Source organism: Rhodococcus daqingensis, from assembly GCF_042665615.1.
In the GTDB taxonomy this organism is placed as follows: domain Bacteria; phylum Actinomycetota; class Actinomycetes; order Mycobacteriales; family Mycobacteriaceae; genus Rhodococcus_G; species Rhodococcus_G daqingensis.
Window position 1 is genome coordinate 234,320 of sequence record NZ_JBHTCS010000024.1, and the last position, 17,379, is coordinate 251,698.

Sequence of the window (17,379 nt, forward strand, 5' to 3'; positions counted from 1 at the left end):
CAGGAGAGCCCATGACGACCGTCGCATCTCAGTCGCCGGACCACGACGACTTAGCGGAATTCGGGTATGAACAACAGCTGCACCGGTCGCTGGGCAAATTCGCCTCCTTCGCGGCCGGCTTCTCCTTCGTCTCGATCCTGACCACGATCTTTCAGCTGTTCGGACTCGGTTTCAGCTTCGCCGGGCCCGCGTTCTTCTGGACCTGGCCGTGCGTGTTCATCGGCCAGTTCATGGTGGCCCTCTGCTTCGCAGAACTCGCCGCCCGCTACCCGATCTCCGGCGCGATCTACCAGTGGTCGCGGCGGATGGGAGGCGAGCTCGTGGGCTGGTTCGCGGGATGGTTCATGATCCTCGCCCAGATCGTCACCGCCTCCGCCGCGGCCATCGCGCTCCAGGTGGTGTTGCCGACCGTGTGGAGCGGGTTCCAGATGGTCGGGGAGGACAGCGCGCTGACCTCCCCGAGCGGGGCCGCCAATGCGGTCGTGCTCGGATCCGTGCTGCTGGTGCTGACCACCACCATCAACTGCATCGGCGTCAACTGGATGTCGCGGATCAACAACATCGGGGTGACCTGCGAGATCATCGGTGTCATCGCCGTGGTCGGGATGTTCTTCACCCACGCCCAGCGCGGGCCCGACGTCGTGTTCGACACGGGGGAGGCCGGGACGCAGCCGGGGTACATCTGGGCGTGGATCGTCTCCGGGTTGATGGCCGCCTACGTGATGGTCGGCTTCGGCTCCGCGGGCGAACTGGCGGAGGAGACCCGCAACCCGCGCAGGGTCGCGCCGCGCACCATCCGGCTGGCGCTCTCGGTCTCCGCCATCGGCGGCGGCCTGATGATCGTCGGCGCGCTGATGGCGGCTCCGAGCCTGACCGACGGTCGCCTCGCGACCGAGGGTCTGCCGTACGTGCTGACCTCGATCCTCTCCTCGCCGTGGGGGACGCTGCTGCTGATCGACGTCGCGATCGCCGTGTTCGTGTGCACCCTCGCCATCCAGACGGCGGCCTCGAGGCTGATGTTCTCGATGGCCCGCGACGGTCGACTGCCCGCCTCGGCCGTGCTGGCCCGGGTCAACCCGCGCACCGGCACCCCGATCGCTCCCTCCGTGCTGATCGGCGTGCTGTGTGTCGCGGTGCTGGCGGTCAATGTCGGCAACTCCGCGATCTTCACCACCCTCTCGAGTGTCTGCATCGTGCTGATCTACCTCGCCTACCTGATGGTGACCGTGCCGTTGCTGGTGCGCAGGCTCAGCGGCTGGCCCAGCGGCGGGCCGCAGGTCGATGCGGAGGGACGTCCGCTGTTCTCGCTCGGGCGATTCGGCATCCCGGTGAACATCGCGGCGGTCCTCTACGGCGCGCTGATGGTCGTCAACCTGTCCTGGCCACGCGCCGAGATCTTCAACCCGACAGGCGAATTCCCCCTCCTGCAGTGGGCCGCGCCGCTCACCGTGGCGGCGGTCGTGCTCGTCGGGGCCCTCTGCTACCCGCGCGGCAAGACCGTACCGAACCCCGTCACGATCGGAGCATAGGCAGTGACCAGCACTGAAATGAACACGAACACCACGACCGCAGCCCGCGCGCACGCCCGCGCACAGGCAGGCGAGATCACCGATTCGATGCCGGTGCTGCCTGCGTCCCGGTGGCCCAGCCCACCGGATGGTGTGCTCGCCGAGCGCCTCACCTGGGCGGAGACCGTCCCGGGCGGTCGTTACACCTCGAAGGTCCTGGCCCGCGGGACCAGGCTGCGGCTGCGCGACCTCGCCGGGGCAGCCTGCGCGAACCTGCTGCTCTACCGCGCCGACGCACCGTGGGAGCGTCTCAACGTCGCCGACACCGTGAAGGTGCCCTGGCAGGCCTACCTCGGAGTCGGACACCCGCTCCTCTCCGATCAGGGTCGGGTCCTCGCCACCATCGTGGCCGACACCTCGGGCCGGCACGACGCCTTCTGCGGCACCAGCAGCCTGGCCGACAACATCGCGCGGTACGGCGAGGGTGCCGCGCACTCGGACGCCCCGGCGGGCCGGGAGCTGCTGACCCTCGCCGCCGCAAAGCACGGCCTGGCCCCGCGCGACCTGCCGCCGGTGCTGAGCTTCTTCCACGGCGTCCGGGTCGAGCCGGACGGCGCCCTGACCAGCACGGGGAACGCCGGGGCAGGCGCGGAGCTCGAGCTGCTGATCCACCTGCCGGTGATCGTGCTCCTCGCGAACAGCGCGCACCCGCTCGACCCGGCGCCGACGTTCCCGACCACCTCCCTCGAGGTGCTCGGCTGGGAGGCGACTGCCGATCTCGCCGCCCTGACCAATGAGGACCCCGAGTACCGGCGAGCGGTTCTCAACAGCGAAGACGCCTGGGCCGCAGCTCAGTTCGGAAAGGACGCGAAATGACCTCCACCCTCGACAATCCCGCCCTCGTCCCGGGCGCCGTCGTCCTCGACGAGACCGTCGGCGCACGCGGACCGTGGTCGGCGATCGTTCGCGCGGGCGACGTGCTGACCATCGTCGACCTGCACGGAAACCAGGCCGTGGACACCCTCTTCTACGCCGCCGGCGACCACGCCGTGCGGTACTCGGCCGCCGCGACCGTTGCCGCGCAACGCAATCTCTTCCTCACCACGGGAAGCGTGCTGCGGGCCGACGATTCGAGTGCGCTCATTACGATCGTCGCGGACGAGGTCGGCAACCACGACACCGTCGGCGGCGCCTGCTCGCAGGAATCGAACACGCTGCGCTACGGCCACCACACCAGGCATCAGCATGCCTGCGTGGAGAACTTCCTGGCCGAGGGCGCGAAATGGGGCCTGGGGAAACGCGATCTGGTCTCCAACATCAACTTCTTCATGAACGTGCCGGTCGACGCCGACGGCACCCTCGGGATCGTCGACGGGCTGTCCGCGCCCGGCAAGCGGCTGGCCCTGCGGGCCGAGGTGGACACCCTGGTGCTGGTCTCGAACTGCCCGCAGATCAACAACCCGTGCAACGGATTCGACCCGACCGAGGTCCGGATGATCGTCACCCGGCCGACGGAGGTGGACCGGTGAACGCGGTGACCGTCGAGCGCCCGGGAATGCTGACGGCCGTGCAGGATTGGCCCGGTCGGGTGGGGTACTGGCAGATCGGGGTGCCGCCGTCGGGACCGATGGACGACCTGTCCTTCCGGCTCGGGAACGTGGCGCTCGGCAATGAGGAGGGTGCACCCGGGCTCGAGTGCACCATGGCGGGCCCGGCCTTGCGGTTCGCCGAGTCGACCACCGTCTGCGTCACCGGGGCGCCCACCGTCGTCACGGTCGACGGGAGACCCGTGCCGTCGTGGCGGGCGGTCGACGTGCCCGCGGGCGGAATTCTCGATGTCGGCGCGGTCAGCGGTCCCGGCCTGCGGATCTACGTACTGGTGCGGGGCGGGCTGAGCGTGCCGGACTACCTCGGCAGCGCCGCGACCTTCACCCTGGGCCGGTTCGGCGGACACGAGGGCCGGACGTTGCGCGAGGGCGATGTGTTGGTCGCGGGGGGAGGCGTCTCGAACCCGGCTGCCGCCCAACCCGTTCCGATGGAGCACCGTCCTGTCATCGGGGGGCACTGGGAGATCGCGGTCACGGAGGGCCCGCACGGGGCGCCGGAGTTCTTCACCAGGGAGGACATCGACACGCTGCTGGCGACCGACTACGAGGTGCACTTCAACTCCGACCGCACCGGTGTCCGGCTGATCGGACCGCAGCCGGACTGGGCGCGATCCGACGGCGGCGAGGCCGGGCTGCATCCGTCGAACATCCATGACAACGCCTACTCGGTCGGTGCTCTCGATTTCACCGGTGACACCCCGATCCTGCTCGGGCCCGACGGACCCAGTCTCGGCGGATTCGTCTGCCCGGTCACCGTGGTGGCGGCCGAACGCTGGAAGCTCGGTCAGCTCAGTCCCGGTGACACCATCCGTTTCGTGCCCATCCGGGCGGCTCACGCCGCATCGAGAAGCGAACTGGGACTGGGCCGCCGGGCCAGCCTGCCGACCGTCTTCGGGCGGGGCGGCGACGGCGACGACGGGGTGATCGCCAGGCGGGACGGGTCGACCGCGGTGACCTACCGCCGTTCCGGCAACGACAACGTGCTCGTCGAGTACGGCGACATGAGCCTCGACCTGGCCCTGCGGGCCCGGGCGCACGCCCTGCACCAGCGGCTCGAGGCGGAGAAGCCGGCGGGGCTGCTCGACCTGACGCCGGGTATCCGGTCGCTGCAGGTCCGCGTCGACCCCGACGTGCTCCCGGTACCGACGTTGATGGGGCTGCTGTCCGAGGCCGAGGACCAGCTCCCCGAGGCGTCGGAATTGGTGGTGCCTAGCCGCGAGGTCCGGATGCCGCTGTCCTGGGACGATCCTTCCACCCGTGAGGCCATCAAGCGATACATGCACGGCGTCCGCGCCGACGCGCCCTGGTGTCCCTGGAACATCGAGTTCATCCGGCGGATGAACGGCCTGGACTCGGTGAACGACGTCTTCGACACCGTCTTCGGCGCGCAGTACCTGGTGCTCGGGCTCGGTGACGTCTACCTCGGCGCGCCGGTGGCCACCCCGCTCGACCCGCGGCACCGGCTGGTGACCACCAAGTACAACCCGGCCCGCACCTGGACGCCGGAGAACGCGGTCGGGATCGGCGGCGCGTACCTGTGCATCTACGGGATGGAGGGGCCGGGCGGCTACCAGTTCGTCGGCCGCACCACCCAGGTCTGGAATCACCGGCACCCGCAGCCGTCCGGGCCGTTCGAGGACGGCACCCCCTGGCTGCTGAGGTTCTTCGACCGGATCAGTTGGTACCCCGTCGAGCCCGACGAGCTGCTGGAACTGCGCGCCGAGACCGCCGCGGGCGGCCCGGGCGGTGTCCAGATCGTCGACGGCAGCTTCTCGCTGGCCGAGCACGACCGGTTCCTCGCCGACAATGCCGACTCGATCGGCGCGTTCCGTGCCACTCAGGCCCTGGCGTTCGAGGCTGAACGTGAGGCCTGGTCCGCGGCGGGCGAGTTCGCCAAGACCGAGGCCAAGGAGGTGGCCGCATGACCGCGGTGGCCCGGGTGCGGGCGGCCTATCGCGCGATCGCCGCGGCCGACCGGCCGGAGATCTGGATCCACCTGCGTCCCGAGGCGGACGCCGTGGCGGAGGCGGAGGCGGTGGACCGACGCACCGACGCGCCGGCCTTGCGCGGCACGGTACTGGCGGTCAAGGACAACGTCGACGTCGCGGGCATGCCGACCACCGCCGCCTGTCCGGAGTTCGCCTATCTGCCGGACGAGGATGCCGCATCGGTGGCGGCCCTGCGGGCGTCGGGCGCGGTGGTGATCGGCAAGACGAACCTGGACCAGTTCGCCACCGGGCTGGTCGGCACCCGGAGCCCGTACGGGGCGGTCCGCGATTCGCGCCGTCCCGAGTACATCTCGGGCGGCTCCAGCTCGGGCTCGGCGGTCGCGGTCGCGCTCGGGCTGGTGGACCTCGCGGTCGGAACCGACACCGCCGGGTCCGGGCGGGTGCCCGCGGCCCTGCAGGGGATCGTCGGGATCAAGCCGACCCGAGGGGTCGTCTCGACCGACGGCGTCGTGCCCGCGTGCGCGTCCTACGACTGCGTGAGCCTGTTCGCGGCCGACCTGCCCGCGGCGACGCGCGCGATGGGGGTGCTGGCGGCGGGCGCACCCGCCCGACCCTGGCCCGCCGACCGTCGGCTCGCCGCTCCGCCGCGACCGCGGGTGGCCGTGCCGCGCGAGCTACCGGGCCTCGATGCCGAGTGGGCGGGCGCGTTCGGCGCGGCGGTGCACGCGCTGGCCGAGTCCGGCGCGGAGATCGTGGAGATCGACCTCGACCCATTCCTGGCGGCGGCCAGGCTGCTGTACGACGGGGCGCTGGTGGCCGAGAGATACGCCGCCGTGGGCGAGTTCGTCGACTCGCGGCCCGAGGCCGTCGACCCGACGGTGCGGGCGATCGTCTCGCCGGCAGGCGCGATCGCCGCGCATCGGCTGATCGCCGATCGGCACCGCCTCACCCGGCTGCGCGCCACGGCGATGGCGCGGTTGGAGGGCATCGACGCGTTGGTGATCCCCACCGCGCCCGAGCATCCGACCATCGCCGACGTCGCGGCCGATCCGATCGGGGTGAACTCCCGGATGGGGACCTACACCAACTTCTGCAACCTCTTCGACCTGTGCGCGGTGGCGGTGCCCGCCGGGAAGGCGGGCGCGGCGCAGTTCGGGGTGACCGTGCTCGCGCGCGCGTTCGAGGACGCGGTCGCCGCGGACATCGCGGGCAAGATGTGCGGTTCGATGCCGGAGGACTGGCCGGCCGCGGCGGCCCCTGCGGTCGAGCTGGCGGTGTTCGGCGCCCACCTGCTGGGCCAGCCGCTCGAGCACCAGCTCACCGCACTCGGTGCCCGTTGGCTCGGGCCCGTGTGGACCGCGCCGAACTACCGCCTCACGGCACTGGACACGGTGCCCCGCAAGCCCGGACTGATCCGGGTGGCCGACCGCGGAGTGTCGATCGCGGGGGAGAAGTGGCTGCTCACACCCGCGGCCCTCGGGCGATTCCTGGCCGAGCTGCCGACGCCGATGCAGCTCGGCGCCGTCGAGTTCGACGATGGCAGTTGGGGTACCGGATTCGGGTGCGATCACGCGGCGGCGGCGAGCGGCCGCGACATCAGTGAGTACGGCGGCTGGAAGGCGGCGCTGGCGGCAGGCGCGTTGGGCTGAGGGTCTCGACGGGCCGCCGTGCGCCTGCAATCGTTGAGGTGCGACTCGAGGAGGCGACCATGACGAACGAGAAGAACTGGTCGGTGAGCATCGTCATCGACGAGCACGACGGCCGGACGAGGGCCACGGCGCGATTACGCGCCGACGACAAGGCCGAACTGACGGGTAGCGGGTTGGCCAGGCTCAATCCCGCCGACACCGACGTACCCGCGATCGGCGACGAGCTGGCGACCGCGCGCGCCCTGGCGGACCTGGCGCATCAGCTGATCGAGGCGACCGCGGCCGACATCGAGGAGGTGACCAAGCAGCCCACCGATCTATACAGCTAGGGCGCCTCGGCTGCGGGACCGTGTCCGTCGCGGGTCGACGACCCGAGTCCGCGGCTGAGTGTTCGTGCCAGGCTCCGGGCGAGTTCGTCCGGGGCGGCCGTGGCGTCCGGGCCGGCCTCGTAGAACCGCAGGAATGCCTGATGGAAGCAGGTGCCGTCGAGCATCGCGGCGACGGTGTCGGTGTCGGTGTCGGTGTCGACCCGCCCGAGCTCCTGCTCGGCACGCAGATAACGGGCGATCCCGGCGATGGCATGACCGGGTCCGGCGCCGTGGCGGCGCATCGAGTCACGATGTGCCGCCATCCGTTTCGGCTGTGCGAGCAATCCGCCGAGTAGCGGCAGCGACTGTTGGTAGAAGGTCAGCGCCATGCGGGCGAAAGCGGCCAGATTGTCTTCCACGGTGTCCGTGCCCGGCTCGGGACGGGCGGAATCCTGTCCAGGCATGCGATGCCGGAGGACGTTGAGGATCAGGTCTTCCTTGTCGCTGAAGTGCTTGTAGAGCGCGGCTTCGGAGTAGCCGGCCGCCTTGGCGATTTCCTTGGTCGTCGCCTGGGCCACGCCGCGATTGCGCATGATCTCGGCGGCGGCGTCGAGGATCTGATCGCGCGTTCCCATTCGGCCTCCCTTGACAGGTTGGTAAGTGTTCACTCATCCTAGGTTAGTAAGCACTCACTAACCGGAAGGCTCGACATGCGACTCACGATTTTCGGGGCCACAGGCCGCACGGGTGGACGTCTCGTGCAGCAGGCGCTCGCGGCCGGACATCAGGTGACCGCGGTGGTCCGCGGTCACTACTCGATCCCGGGTGGTCCCGGGCTGCGGGTCGTCACGGCCGACGTCATGAACCCCAACGACATCGCGGACGCCATCCGGGGCGCCGACGCCGTGGTCGACACGATCGGGTCGCGTGACGCGGGGCCCACGTCGGTGGCCACCGAAGCCGCGCTCTCGATCACCAAGGCGATGGAATCGGTGGGTGTCCGGCGGCTGATCCTGATCAGCAACAGTGCGCGAATCGCCGGGCCGGGCGACGACTGGTTCACCCGATTCGTGGTGAAGCCACTCATCCTGCGACGACTGCTACGGAACAGCCTGACTGACATGGCGGCGGCCGAGCAGTCGACGCGTGACACCGCGCTCGACTGGACCATCGTCCGTGCGCCTCAGCTCACCGACGCGCCGGGGAAGGGTTCGTATCGACTGGCCGTCGAGCGCAACGTGACATTCGGCATCCGGATCAGCCGGGACGACCTGGCGACCTGCCTGCTTGACCTGGTGGCCGATCCGCAGTCGATCCGCACGCACGTCAACGTCGCGAGTTGACCGGGCTCGACGGTCTGTGACGAAACCGGCGTGTGCAGCGGGCCGCGTGGGTGAACGGCAGGAGGTCAGCGCAGGGTGCGGGCCAGGTTGCCGGTGAGTCCGGCGAACGTGATCGCGTCGGAGCGGTATCCGACGTAGCCGTCCGGTCGGATGAGGAATCCGGTCCGGTCGGCGGTGCCATAGCCGGCGGCGAACCTGCCGTCGGAGTCGCGCACGGTGATCCCCGAGACGCCGGGAAGGTCGGCGTCGGCGGCGACGATGACGTGGCTGCGCACCGACCGGCCGAAGCGCTCGCCCACCTCGGCGGCGAGCGCGTGTTGCGCCGCGGCCGCCCGGTCGTCGGATGCCCACAGCAGCAGGGTGTGGCCGGGATGACGGAACAGTTCGTGCAGGCGGATCGGGAACGCGACGCCGTCCTGGCGCAGGCCCCTCGCGTCCGGCGCGCGATCGCCGGGGCGGGGGAGGGTGTCTGCTGCGCCGGCACCGTCGGATACCAGGGAGCTCGACGGGTACCCCACCAGAAGCTGTGCCTCCCTGGCGATCACGGTGGCGGGATCGCTGACTCCCGCGCCGATGCCCTCGCGAGCGCTCTTGACGGTACGCCCCACCACCTCCTCGCCGATGGGGTGCCGTTCGTCGTGATAGCTGTCCAGGAGCGAGGGGGCCGCCGATCCGCCGACGGCCAGCGCCAGCTTCCAGCCGAGGTTGTACGCGTCCTGGATGCCGGTGTTCATGCCCTGCGCGCCGGTGGGCGGGTGGATGTGGGCGGCGTCGCCCGCGAGGAACACGCGCCCGGCGCCGTACCGGCCCGCCAGTCGGTGGCTGATCCGGAAGACGGAGGACCACCGCATCGCGCTCGCGGTCGTCGGTTGCGGTGAGAGCCGGTCCAGCACCGCCTGCACGTGGTGCAGCTCGGGTGGTCGTCCACCCTCGAGGCCGTGTGCGATCTCGCCGGACTCGGGCGGTGGACCGGTGAGCTCGTCGGGAACGAGCATCGAGATCCGGTAGCGGTTCCGGCCGGGGAGCGGGATGCAGACCAGTAAATCGTCGGTGGCGCCGTCGGTCTGGTGCATCGCCCGGATGCCATACCCGGCGGGCATTGTCCAGTCGAGCTCGACGTCGGCGAGCATGTACCCCTCGGCGAAGGCTCCGCCGTCGAACGAGATCCCCAGCCCCTTGCGGACCGCGCTGTGGGCGCCGTCGCAGCCGACCAGGTACCGCGCCTCGACCGAGTGGTTCCCGCGTCCGTCCCGGACGGTGGCGCGGACCCCCGACGAATCCTGTTCGAACCCGGTCAGTTCGGTGCCCCGGGTGATCCGGCCGCCCAGGCCCTCCAGTGCCTCGCCGAGCACGCGTTCGGTCTCGTACTGCGGTAGCGCGAGGAATCCGTACGGGATCTCCTCGGGGAGGGTGAGCTCCAGCCGGGCGACATTGGTTCCGTTGACGTAGACGAGTTGGCCGCGCATCGTGGTCGCCGCGTCGAGGGCGGGCCGGGCCACGCCCATCGCGTCCCAGATCTCGACGGTGCGCGGCTGGATCCCGACGGCCTTCGCATAGGGCGCCCGCTCGGTGCGGCGGTCGACGACGACGACCTCGACACCGCGCCTGCGCAGCTCCACGGCCAGCGTCAGCCCGACCGGACCGGCCCCGACGATCAGGACATCGGTGGTGGCGGGCGCTACCTGCGGTTCGACTGCCGAGGCCATCTCTGGATTCTGTCAGAGGCCGCCGAGCCGGGTGAGCAATTCGATCGCGCCGTCCGCGGTACCCCACAGGGCCTCCATCTCCGCCGTCGCGGCCGGTGCGATCTGTGGGTTCTGCAGGGCGAACCCGTTCGCGAGGGTGAGGGTGTTGTATCCGCTGTCGGCGGCGCGCAACAGCAGTTCGGAGGCGACGCCCTCGCCCGCGAGCCGATCGAGTCCCTCGCCCACGAAGTAGAACCGCCACAGCGGGCCGAGATCGGCGCCGTACGCGGCCTTCGTCCTGGTGACGATCGCATCGCCGTCGGTGGCGATGGAATCGACGATCTTGTAGTAATCCGGCACGTTCCGGTCCGTGGTGCCCGTCGCGGCGACCGCCCGGGCGAGGTCGACCGTCAGGTGGGCGTTGTATCCGATCATGGCGACGCGGGCGGGGGACAGCGCGCAGTCGCGGGTCAGGTCGAAGTAGCGCTGCCACGCGGGCTCGGCTGGGGTGCCGGTGAATTCGGCATGCACGTTGTCCAGGTATCGGCGCAGCAGGTCCGTGCTGATCGCGTGTGCCCACGCGGGCACGGCGAAGGCGGCCGGGTCGCGTTGCAGCGGCATCACGGCCTGCTGCACGACCGCGTCGAGTCCGATGCCGAACAGCCCCCGGCGGTCGCCGTGCGAGGTGAGGATCTCGGAGATCCGTTGCTGGCGGTCGACCTCGTCCTCGAGCCGGTCGATGGGTGTGGGCGCGGTGATGGTCGAGGTGTCCGACAGCGCGGCGACGGTGCCGATCTCGGCCTCGGACAACAGGGTGCCGCAGGCAGAGGTGGCGACGCGATCGGGGGCGAGGGGATCGGCGGCCGCGGGCTGGGTGAGGGTGATCGAGGCGAGGAGTGCGATCGAGGAGAAGGTGGCGAGGCGGGAGACGGACGTGCGGGCGGTGGTCCGGCGCAGGCTCATCGCCGGAGTCTAACGACCACGATGTCGCGATGCGGGTCGTCGACGAGCGCACTTGACAGGTCCTAGAACACGTGTTCGACTCTGTGTATGCGATGGCAGGGGCAGGCACTCGACGCCGATGACGGCGCCCTTCCCGGACTCGCCCGTGCCGGGCTGGTCCGCACTGTACAGACCCCCGAGTTCGAGGGGATCACCTTCCACGAGGTGCTGTGCAAGTCCGCGCTGAACAAGATGCCGGAGGAGTCCACGCTGCCGTTCCGGTTCACCGTCAATGCCTTTCGCGGCTGCTCTCATGCGTGCCGGTACTGCTTCGCGAGGCCGACCCATGAGTACCTGGACCTGGACGCTGGCCGTGATTTCGACAGCCAGGTCGTGGTGAAGACAAACGTGGCCGCGGTGCTGCGGCGCGAGGTGACCCGTCGATCGTGGAAGCGTGAGCACGTCGCGCTCGGCACCAACACGGACCCCTACCAGCGGGCCGAGGGTCGCTACCGGCTGATGCCCGGGATCATCGGTGCGCTGGCCGAGTCCGGCACGCCGTTCTCGATTCTCACCAAGGGCACGCTCTTGCGGCGGGATCTGCCCCTGCTCGCCCTGGCGGCACGGCAGGTCCCGGTGGGGATCGGGGTCTCGCTCGCCATCGGGGACCCGGAGATGCAGAAGGCGATCGAGCCCGGCACGCCGTCGCCGAAGGCCCGCCTGGAGCTGATCAGGGCGATCGCCGATGCGGGCTTCGACTGCAACGTGATGGTGGCCCCGGTGATTCCGTACCTGACCGACACGTCACGACATCTCGACGCGCTGCTCGGCGCGATCGCGGAGGCGGGCGCGACGAGTGTGACGGTGTTCCCGATGCACCTGCGGGGCAGCACCAGGGGCTGGTTCCTGAACTGGCTCGCGGAGGAACACCCCGCCCTGATCCGCCGGTACCGGCAGCTCTACGGGCGCGGCGCCTACGTGACGCCGGAGTACCAGGCGTGGCTGCGCGAGCGGGTGCGACCCATGGTCGAGAAGTACGGGTTGGGTGGGTCGGCACACCGGCAGGAGGCCTCGCCGCCGCCCGCGCGTGAGCTCGTCGGGGCGGGCTCGGCTCCTGCGCTGACGCTGTTCTGAGGCAAGGCCGAATCCTATAGTGGTAGTGGGGAAATACTCCGCGCAGAAGGTCGGGACATGCAGCCGACCAGCCATCGTGAGGCAGCGATCTCACGTCGATGGTCATCGCGGACCCCGGCCAGATGTTTCGGCTCGGGATACGTTCGCGGGTTGATCGTCGGCGCGCTCACCATCCTGATCTGCGCGACCCTCACGTCCGGTGGGACGGTCACCCGGGGCGATGCTGTGACCGTCGACCGGGTCCGGTCCGAGATCGACGGGTCCTGTGGCCGGTTGGCGGCATCCCTGGCGATCGCGGTCGAGGACGCCGCGGCGGCCGGTGACGTGGTCGGGATCGCCTTCGTGGACCGCGAGGCCGGGGTGTATGCCGGTGCGGGTGACACCGCCGCCAGGTTCCCGGCGGCGTCCCTGGCAAAGCTGTTCATCGCCGACGACTATCTGTATCGCGGCGCGGCGGCCGGTGCGCCCGTCGACGACGCGCGGATGGCCTGGATCGTGTCCTTGCTCGCCACCTCCGATGACGGTGTGGCCGAGTTGCTGTGGACGCTCGGCGAGGGCCCGGCCATCATCGCGCGCGTCGCCGCCCGGTACGAGTTGCCGGCGACCTCGGCGGTCGGTGCGTGGTGGGACACCGAGGTCACGGCCGCCGATGTCGCCCGCTACTACGTCGGCCTCCTCGGCGGAGGTGGCGGCCTGCCCGAGCCGGCGCGGCGGCTGATGATCGCCGGGCTCCAGGCAGCCGTACCCGTGGCGGCCGACGGGTTCGACCAGGACTTCGGTGTGCGGGCGACGTTGGAGCGGTTGGGCCGACCCGGGATCAAGCAGGGCTGGATGGCGACGGGGGACAGGACGATCCGGCATTCGACGGGATTTGCCGGACACGACCACAGGTTCGTCCTCGTCGAGCTCGCCGACCTCGATTCCGGGTCGCCGTCGATCGCCGACGATATCGCCAATGCCGCCGCGAGCGACCGGGCCACCTCGATAGTCGAGGCCGCCCTGCCCGCGGACCTCACCGCGCATACCGCCTGCGCCGATGCGCCGTGACGGCGGCTTTTGCCCTCGTGCGGTCGTGTTCGGCGAGTACATTTCGGCTGTAGCGCCCGCATCCACCCGACCACGGAGTGTGCGATGACCGAGGAGAGCGAACCGATCGGGACCTCCGGACCCGGCGAGGGCGCCCCGCGCCGCGCCGACCTCCGCTGGCTTCGGACCGCCATCATCTACGTGCTCCTCGCGGTTGCCGGCTACCAGGTGCTCGGCTGGCTGCTGCAGAGCCTCCGCGGATTCCTGGGCATGTTGTTCCTGGCGTGGCTCTTCAGCATCACCCTCGAGCCGGTCGTCGACTGGTTCGAGCGTCGCGGGTGGCGCCGCGGCGCGGGCACCGGACTGGTGCTGTTCTCGCTCATCGCCTTCGCGATCGCGTTCCTCGCGGTGTTCGGCACCCTGCTCGCGGAACAGCTGGCCCAGCTGCTCACCGCGTTGCCCGACGCGATCTCACGGGTGACGGAGTGGGCCAACCGGACGTTCGACACAGACTTCTCGACCGGTCCGGAACTGCTCAAGCTCACCCCGGACACCATCCGTGAACTCGCGCAACGCTTCACGCCGGGCGTGCTCGGGGTGGTGTCGTCCCTGCTGGGGGTCGTGTTCCAGGCGCTGACCCTGCTGCTGTTCGTGTTCTACATGTCCGCGCAGGGGCCTGCGCTGCGCCGGACGATCTCCAGCTGGTTCCCGGCCCGGCAGCAGGAGATCATCTCCACGGTCTGGGAGACGTCGGTCGAGAAGGCCGGCGGCTACGTGGTGTCGCGGTTGATCCTGGCGGCGGTGAGCAGCGTCGGCACCGGCATCTTCCTCATGGTCATCGGGGTGCCCTACTGGCTGCCGCTGGCGATCTGGACCGGTGTGGTCTCGCAATTCATCCCCACGCTCGGCACCTACCTGGCGATCGCGCTGCCCGCGATCATCGCCGCCGCCTCGCAGCCGATGGACGGTGTGTGGGTGGTGGCGTTCGGGACGGCGTACCAGCAGGTCGAGAACTATCTGCTGCATCCACGCATCACGTCCAAGACCGTCTCGATCCATCCGGCCGTCGCCTTCGGGTCGGTGATCGCCGGAGCGTCGCTGTTCGGGGCGGTCGGCGCGCTGGTGTCGGTCCCGGTCGTCGCGGTGATCCAGGCCCTCGTCGAAACCTACGGTCGCCGTTACGAACTGGTCCACGACCGGGAGACGGAGCCCGACGCGCCCGCCGCCGAATAGCGGGCGGACGCGCCGGGAGTGGTCACCGGCGCAGCGCCGGCGGGTTGTTCAGGTCGCGGGCCGCGTAGGTGTTGCAGTCGCTGACCTGCCCGGTGCGATAGCCGGTGGCGAACCACTTCATTCGCTGATCCGAGGAGCCGTGCGTCCAGCCCTCCGGGTTCACCCTGCCGCCCGACGCCTGCTGGATCCGGTCGTCGCCCACCGACGAGGCCGCCGACAGGGCGTCGCGGATGTCGTTCTCGCTCAGCTTGTTGAGGAACGGAGGACCGCCGTCCGGGCCGGGCTTGGTGTCGGCGTAGTGCGCCCAGATGCCCGCGTAGCAGTCGGCCTGCAGTTCGGTGCGCACCGCCCCGGACTCGGCGCCCTTCGGATCGGCCTGAGCCCGGCCGATATCGCCCAGTTGGTTCTGGATGTGGTGGCCGATCTCGTGCGCGACCACGTACTCCTGTGCCAGCGGACCCGCGCTCGAACCGAACTGGTCGACCAGCAGCTGGAAGAAGCTGGTGTCGAAGTATCCGGTGGAATCGGCGGGGCAGTAGAACGGGCCGACGTCGCTGGTGGCGTTGCCGCAGCCGGTGTTCACCGCGCCGGAGAAGAGCATGATGCCGGGCTGCACGTAGCGGACGCCGGTCTGCTTCTGCAGCTCCTCGCCCCACACGGAGTCGAGGCTCGCGGTGGTGAAGGCGACCCGGCAGTTCACGTCGCGGTTGGCGTCCGCGCCGGTCTCGCAGTTCTCCAGCTCCGAGACGGAGCCGGTGCCCAGCTGGGCGGTGTCGGCCGCACCGGTCAGCCCGCCGAGCAGAGAGCCGGGATTGCCGCCGAGCAGCAGCGCCAGCACGAGCACGATCAGGCCACCCGCGCCGCCGCCGAGGGCGAACTTGCCGCCCCGCCCGCCCCCACCGCGGTGGCCGCCGCCGACTGTGACGCGGCCCGAGTCCATCCGCGCACCCTCGTTGAAGGTCATCGTCATCGCTTTCGTTCGAAGTCGAGGAACTGCGGGTACAGCTTTACACGCGATCGCGCGCAAAGTTTCGACTGCGCCGTTATGTCTTCTGAGTGTCTCTCCGTAGGATCGCAGCAACTGAGAAGTCGCTGGAAGTCTGTGAAAGGAACCCCGTGCTGCGCACCCACCTCGCCGGCTCGCTGCGAGCCGAGCACGCCGATCAAACCGTCACCCTCACCGGATGGGTGGCCAGGCGTCGCGATCACGGCGGAGTGATCTTCATCGATCTGCGTGATGCCTCCGGGGTCTCCCAGGTGGTCTTCCGCGAGGGCGACGTCGCCGAACAGGCGCATCGCCTGCGTGCCGAGTACTGCGTCAAGATCACCGGCCGCGTCGAGGTCCGGCCCGCGGGCAACCAGAACTTCGAGATCCAGACCGGTGCGATCGAGGTCAACGCGACCGCGCTCGAGGTGCTCAACGAGAGCGCGCCGCTGCCGTTCCAGCTCGACGACCAGGTCGGCGAGGAGGCGCGCCTCAAGCATCGCTACCTCGACCTGCGCCGCGAGGGTCCCGGCCAGGCGATCCGGTTGCGGTCCAAGGTCAACGCCGCGGCCCGTGAAGTGCTGGCGCACCACGAGTTCGTCGAGGTCGAGACGCCGACGCTCACCCGTTCCACGCCGGAGGGTGCCCGCGACTTCCTGGTGCCCGCGCGCCTGCAGCCGGGCAGCTTCTATGCGCTGCCGCAGAGTCCGCAGCTGTTCAAGCAGTTGCTGATGGTCGGTGGGATCGAGCGCTACTACCAGATCGCGCGCTGCTACCGGGACGAGGACTTCCGCGCCGACCGGCAGCCGGAGTTCACCCAGCTCGACATCGAGATGAGCTTCGTCGACCAGGAGGATGTGCTCCACCTCGCCGAGGAGATCCTCGCGAACGTGTGGAAGCTGATCGGCCACAAGATCAGCACCCCGATCAAGCGGATGACCTACGCGGAGGCGATGCGCCGCTTCGGTTCCGACAAGCCGGACCTGCGCTTCGGGCTCGAGCTCGTCGAGTGCATGAAGTTCTTCAAGGACACCACGTTCCGGGTTTTCCAGGCCGAGTACGTCGGCGCCGTGGTGATGCCGGGCGGGGCCAGTCAGCCGAGGCGACAGCTCGACGGCTGGCAGGAGTGGGCGAAGCAGCGCGGGGCCAAGGGGCTGGCGTACGTCCTCGTCGGCGAGGACGGTGAACTGACCGGTCCGGTCGCCAAGAACCTGACCGACGAGGAGCGCGAGGGCCTCGCGGCGCACGTCGGTGCCGCGCCGGGCGACTGCATCTTCTTCGCGGCCGGCCCGACGAAGCAGATGCGCGCGCTGCTCGGCGCCGCTCGCGGCGAGATCGCGCGCAAGCAGGACCTCATCGATCCCGACGCGTGGGCGTTCGTGTGGGTCGTCGACGCCCCGATGTTCGAGCCGACCGCCGACGCGACGGCCAGCGGCGACGTCGCGCTCGGCTACAGCGCGTGGACCGCGGTGCACCACGCCTTCACCTCGCCCAAGCCGGAGTCGATGGACACCTTCGACACCGATCCCGCCAATGCGCTGGCCTACGCGTACGACATCGTCTGCAACGGCAACGAGATCGGCGGCGGCAGTATCCGTATCCACCGCAAGGACATTCAGGAACGTGTCTTCAAGGTGATGGGGATCGATCACGAGGAGGCGGAGGACAAGTTCGGCTTCCTCATCGACGCCTTCTCGTACGGCGCGCCCCCGCACGGCGGCATCGCGTTCGGGTGGGACCGCATCACCGCGCTGCTCGCCGGGATGGACTCGATCCGGGAGGTGATCGCCTTCCCGAAGTCGGGTGGCGGCGTCGACCCGCTGACCGACGCGCCCGCGCCGATCACCGCGCTGCAGCGCAAGGAGTCGGGCATCGACGCCAAGCCGGAGCCGAAGGGCAAGCCCGAGGATCCGCAGGCCGGCACCGCGGCCTCCTGACCGGTCGGGGACCCGACCGACCGCACCCGCGGGTGGCGGTCCGGTCGGGTCCCGCTCGGGGCGCCACGGGCGA

At 70.1% G+C, this 17,379-nt stretch carries 15 protein-coding genes; 11 read left to right on the top strand and 4 right to left on the bottom strand.

The features are described 5' to 3' along the window. Positions 1–11: 11 nt before the first annotated feature. Genes ACFQS9_RS20340 through ACFQS9_RS20365 form a run of 6 tightly spaced genes read left to right on the top strand, consistent with a single transcriptional unit; the run spans position 12 to position 7,042 of the window. A complete protein-coding gene (locus ACFQS9_RS20340; protein ID WP_378407967.1) occupies positions 12–1,529 on the top strand; it encodes an amino acid permease in 1,518 nt (505 codons plus the stop codon). Between the two features lie 18 nt (positions 1,530–1,547). Beyond that, positions 1,548–2,384, top strand: a complete 837-nt coding sequence (locus ACFQS9_RS20345) for an urea amidolyase associated protein UAAP1 (protein ID WP_378408307.1) — start codon at positions 1,548–1,550, stop codon at positions 2,382–2,384. Beyond that, positions 2,381–3,037 (top strand): urea amidolyase associated protein UAAP2, encoded by a 657-nt coding sequence (locus ACFQS9_RS20350; protein WP_378407969.1) that lies wholly within the window; start codon positions 2,381–2,383, stop codon positions 3,035–3,037. Before ACFQS9_RS20345 ends, ACFQS9_RS20350 begins: the two co-directional genes overlap by 4 nt. A gap of 26 nt (positions 3,038–3,063) precedes the next feature. Then, complete coding sequence (locus tag ACFQS9_RS20355; protein WP_378408309.1) at positions 3,064–5,040, top strand: 5-oxoprolinase/urea amidolyase family protein; 1,977 nt, start codon at positions 3,064–3,066, stop codon at positions 5,038–5,040. Then, positions 5,037–6,713, top strand: coding sequence for an allophanate hydrolase (gene atzF, locus ACFQS9_RS20360; RefSeq protein WP_378407971.1), 1,677 nt, complete (start codon positions 5,037–5,039; stop codon positions 6,711–6,713). Before ACFQS9_RS20355 ends, atzF begins: the two co-directional genes overlap by 4 nt. A 59-nt stretch (positions 6,714–6,772) precedes the next feature. After that, positions 6,773–7,042: a DUF1876 domain-containing protein gene (locus ACFQS9_RS20365; RefSeq protein ID WP_378407973.1), complete on the top strand. Its 270-nt coding sequence runs from the start codon at positions 6,773–6,775 to the stop codon at positions 7,040–7,042. Here the strand turns inward: ACFQS9_RS20365 and ACFQS9_RS20370 are convergent. Further along, entirely contained in the window at positions 7,039–7,656 is a 618-nt protein-coding gene (locus ACFQS9_RS20370; protein WP_378407975.1) for a TetR/AcrR family transcriptional regulator, read from the bottom strand. The genes ACFQS9_RS20365 and ACFQS9_RS20370 overlap by 4 nt on opposite strands. Positions 7,657–7,731: 75 nt before the next feature. On the opposite strand from ACFQS9_RS20370, the gene ACFQS9_RS20375 reads away from it, so the two are divergent. Continuing rightward, entirely contained in the window at positions 7,732–8,364 is a 633-nt protein-coding gene (locus tag ACFQS9_RS20375) for an NAD(P)-dependent oxidoreductase (protein ID WP_378407977.1), read from the top strand. A gap of 65 nt (positions 8,365–8,429) precedes the next feature. On the opposite strand, the gene ACFQS9_RS20380 is transcribed toward ACFQS9_RS20375, so the two are convergent. Continuing rightward, entirely contained in the window at positions 8,430–10,070 is a 1,641-nt protein-coding gene (locus ACFQS9_RS20380) for an FAD-dependent oxidoreductase (protein ID WP_378407979.1), read from the bottom strand. Between the two features lie 12 nt (positions 10,071–10,082). Then, the gene (locus ACFQS9_RS20385; protein WP_378407981.1) at positions 10,083–11,012 is read right to left on the bottom strand and encodes a DUF5995 family protein; all 930 of its coding nucleotides are present in this window, start codon (positions 11,010–11,012) and stop codon (positions 10,083–10,085) included. Between the two features lie 87 nt (positions 11,013–11,099). Here ACFQS9_RS20385 and ACFQS9_RS20390 point away from each other — a divergent pair, with 87 nt between their 5' ends. From ACFQS9_RS20390 to ACFQS9_RS20400, 3 genes are all read left to right on the top strand, one after another. After that, entirely contained in the window at positions 11,100–12,125 is a 1,026-nt protein-coding gene (locus tag ACFQS9_RS20390) for an Rv2578c family radical SAM protein (RefSeq protein WP_378407983.1), read from the top strand. 57 nt (positions 12,126–12,182) lie between these two features. Then, a complete protein-coding gene (locus ACFQS9_RS20395) occupies positions 12,183–13,172 on the top strand; it encodes a hypothetical protein (protein ID WP_378407985.1) in 990 nt (329 codons plus the stop codon). 84 nt (positions 13,173–13,256) lie between these two features. After that, complete coding sequence (locus ACFQS9_RS20400) at positions 13,257–14,384, top strand: AI-2E family transporter (RefSeq protein WP_378407987.1); 1,128 nt, start codon at positions 13,257–13,259, stop codon at positions 14,382–14,384. A 22-nt stretch (positions 14,385–14,406) separates the two neighbouring features. On the opposite strand, the gene ypfJ is transcribed toward ACFQS9_RS20400, so the two are convergent. Further along, the gene (ypfJ, locus tag ACFQS9_RS20405) at positions 14,407–15,348 is read right to left on the bottom strand and encodes a KPN_02809 family neutral zinc metallopeptidase (protein ID WP_378407989.1); all 942 of its coding nucleotides are present in this window, start codon (positions 15,346–15,348) and stop codon (positions 14,407–14,409) included. Positions 15,349–15,500: 152 nt separating this feature from the next. Here ypfJ and aspS point away from each other — a divergent pair, with 152 nt between their 5' ends. Continuing rightward, positions 15,501–17,306, top strand: a complete 1,806-nt coding sequence (gene aspS / locus ACFQS9_RS20410; RefSeq protein WP_378407991.1) for an aspartate--tRNA ligase — start codon at positions 15,501–15,503, stop codon at positions 17,304–17,306. Positions 17,307–17,379: the final 73 nt, after the last annotated feature.

Bases quoted from the DNA above. Each gene is read 5' to 3' on its own strand.
- ACFQS9_RS20385 (WP_378407981.1), bottom strand. From the start codon at position 11,012: ATGAGCCTGCGCCGGACCACCGCCCGCACGTCCGTCTCCCGCCTCGCC.
- ACFQS9_RS20365 (WP_378407973.1), top strand. From the start codon at position 6,773: ATGACGAACGAGAAGAACTGGTCGGTGAGCATCGTCATCGACGAGCAC.
- ACFQS9_RS20345 (WP_378408307.1), top strand. From the start codon at position 1,548: ATGAACACGAACACCACGACCGCAGCCCGCGCGCACGCCCGCGCACAG.
- ACFQS9_RS20400 (WP_378407987.1), top strand. From the start codon at position 13,257: ATGACCGAGGAGAGCGAACCGATCGGGACCTCCGGACCCGGCGAGGGC.
- atzF (WP_378407971.1), top strand. From the start codon at position 5,037: ATGACCGCGGTGGCCCGGGTGCGGGCGGCCTATCGCGCGATCGCCGCG.
- ACFQS9_RS20375 (WP_378407977.1), top strand. From the start codon at position 7,732: ATGCGACTCACGATTTTCGGGGCCACAGGCCGCACGGGTGGACGTCTC.
- ACFQS9_RS20390 (WP_378407983.1), top strand. From the start codon at position 11,100: ATGCGATGGCAGGGGCAGGCACTCGACGCCGATGACGGCGCCCTTCCC.
- ACFQS9_RS20355 (WP_378408309.1), top strand. From the start codon at position 3,064: ATGCTGACGGCCGTGCAGGATTGGCCCGGTCGGGTGGGGTACTGGCAG.
- ACFQS9_RS20350 (WP_378407969.1), top strand. From the start codon at position 2,381: ATGACCTCCACCCTCGACAATCCCGCCCTCGTCCCGGGCGCCGTCGTC.
- ACFQS9_RS20380 (WP_378407979.1), bottom strand. From the start codon at position 10,070: ATGGCCTCGGCAGTCGAACCGCAGGTAGCGCCCGCCACCACCGATGTC.
- ACFQS9_RS20340 (WP_378407967.1), top strand. From the start codon at position 12: ATGACGACCGTCGCATCTCAGTCGCCGGACCACGACGACTTAGCGGAA.
- ACFQS9_RS20370 (WP_378407975.1), bottom strand. From the start codon at position 7,656: ATGGGAACGCGCGATCAGATCCTCGACGCCGCCGCCGAGATCATGCGC.
- ACFQS9_RS20395 (WP_378407985.1), top strand. From the start codon at position 12,183: ATGCAGCCGACCAGCCATCGTGAGGCAGCGATCTCACGTCGATGGTCA.
- ypfJ (WP_378407989.1), bottom strand. From the start codon at position 15,348: ATGACCTTCAACGAGGGTGCGCGGATGGACTCGGGCCGCGTCACAGTC.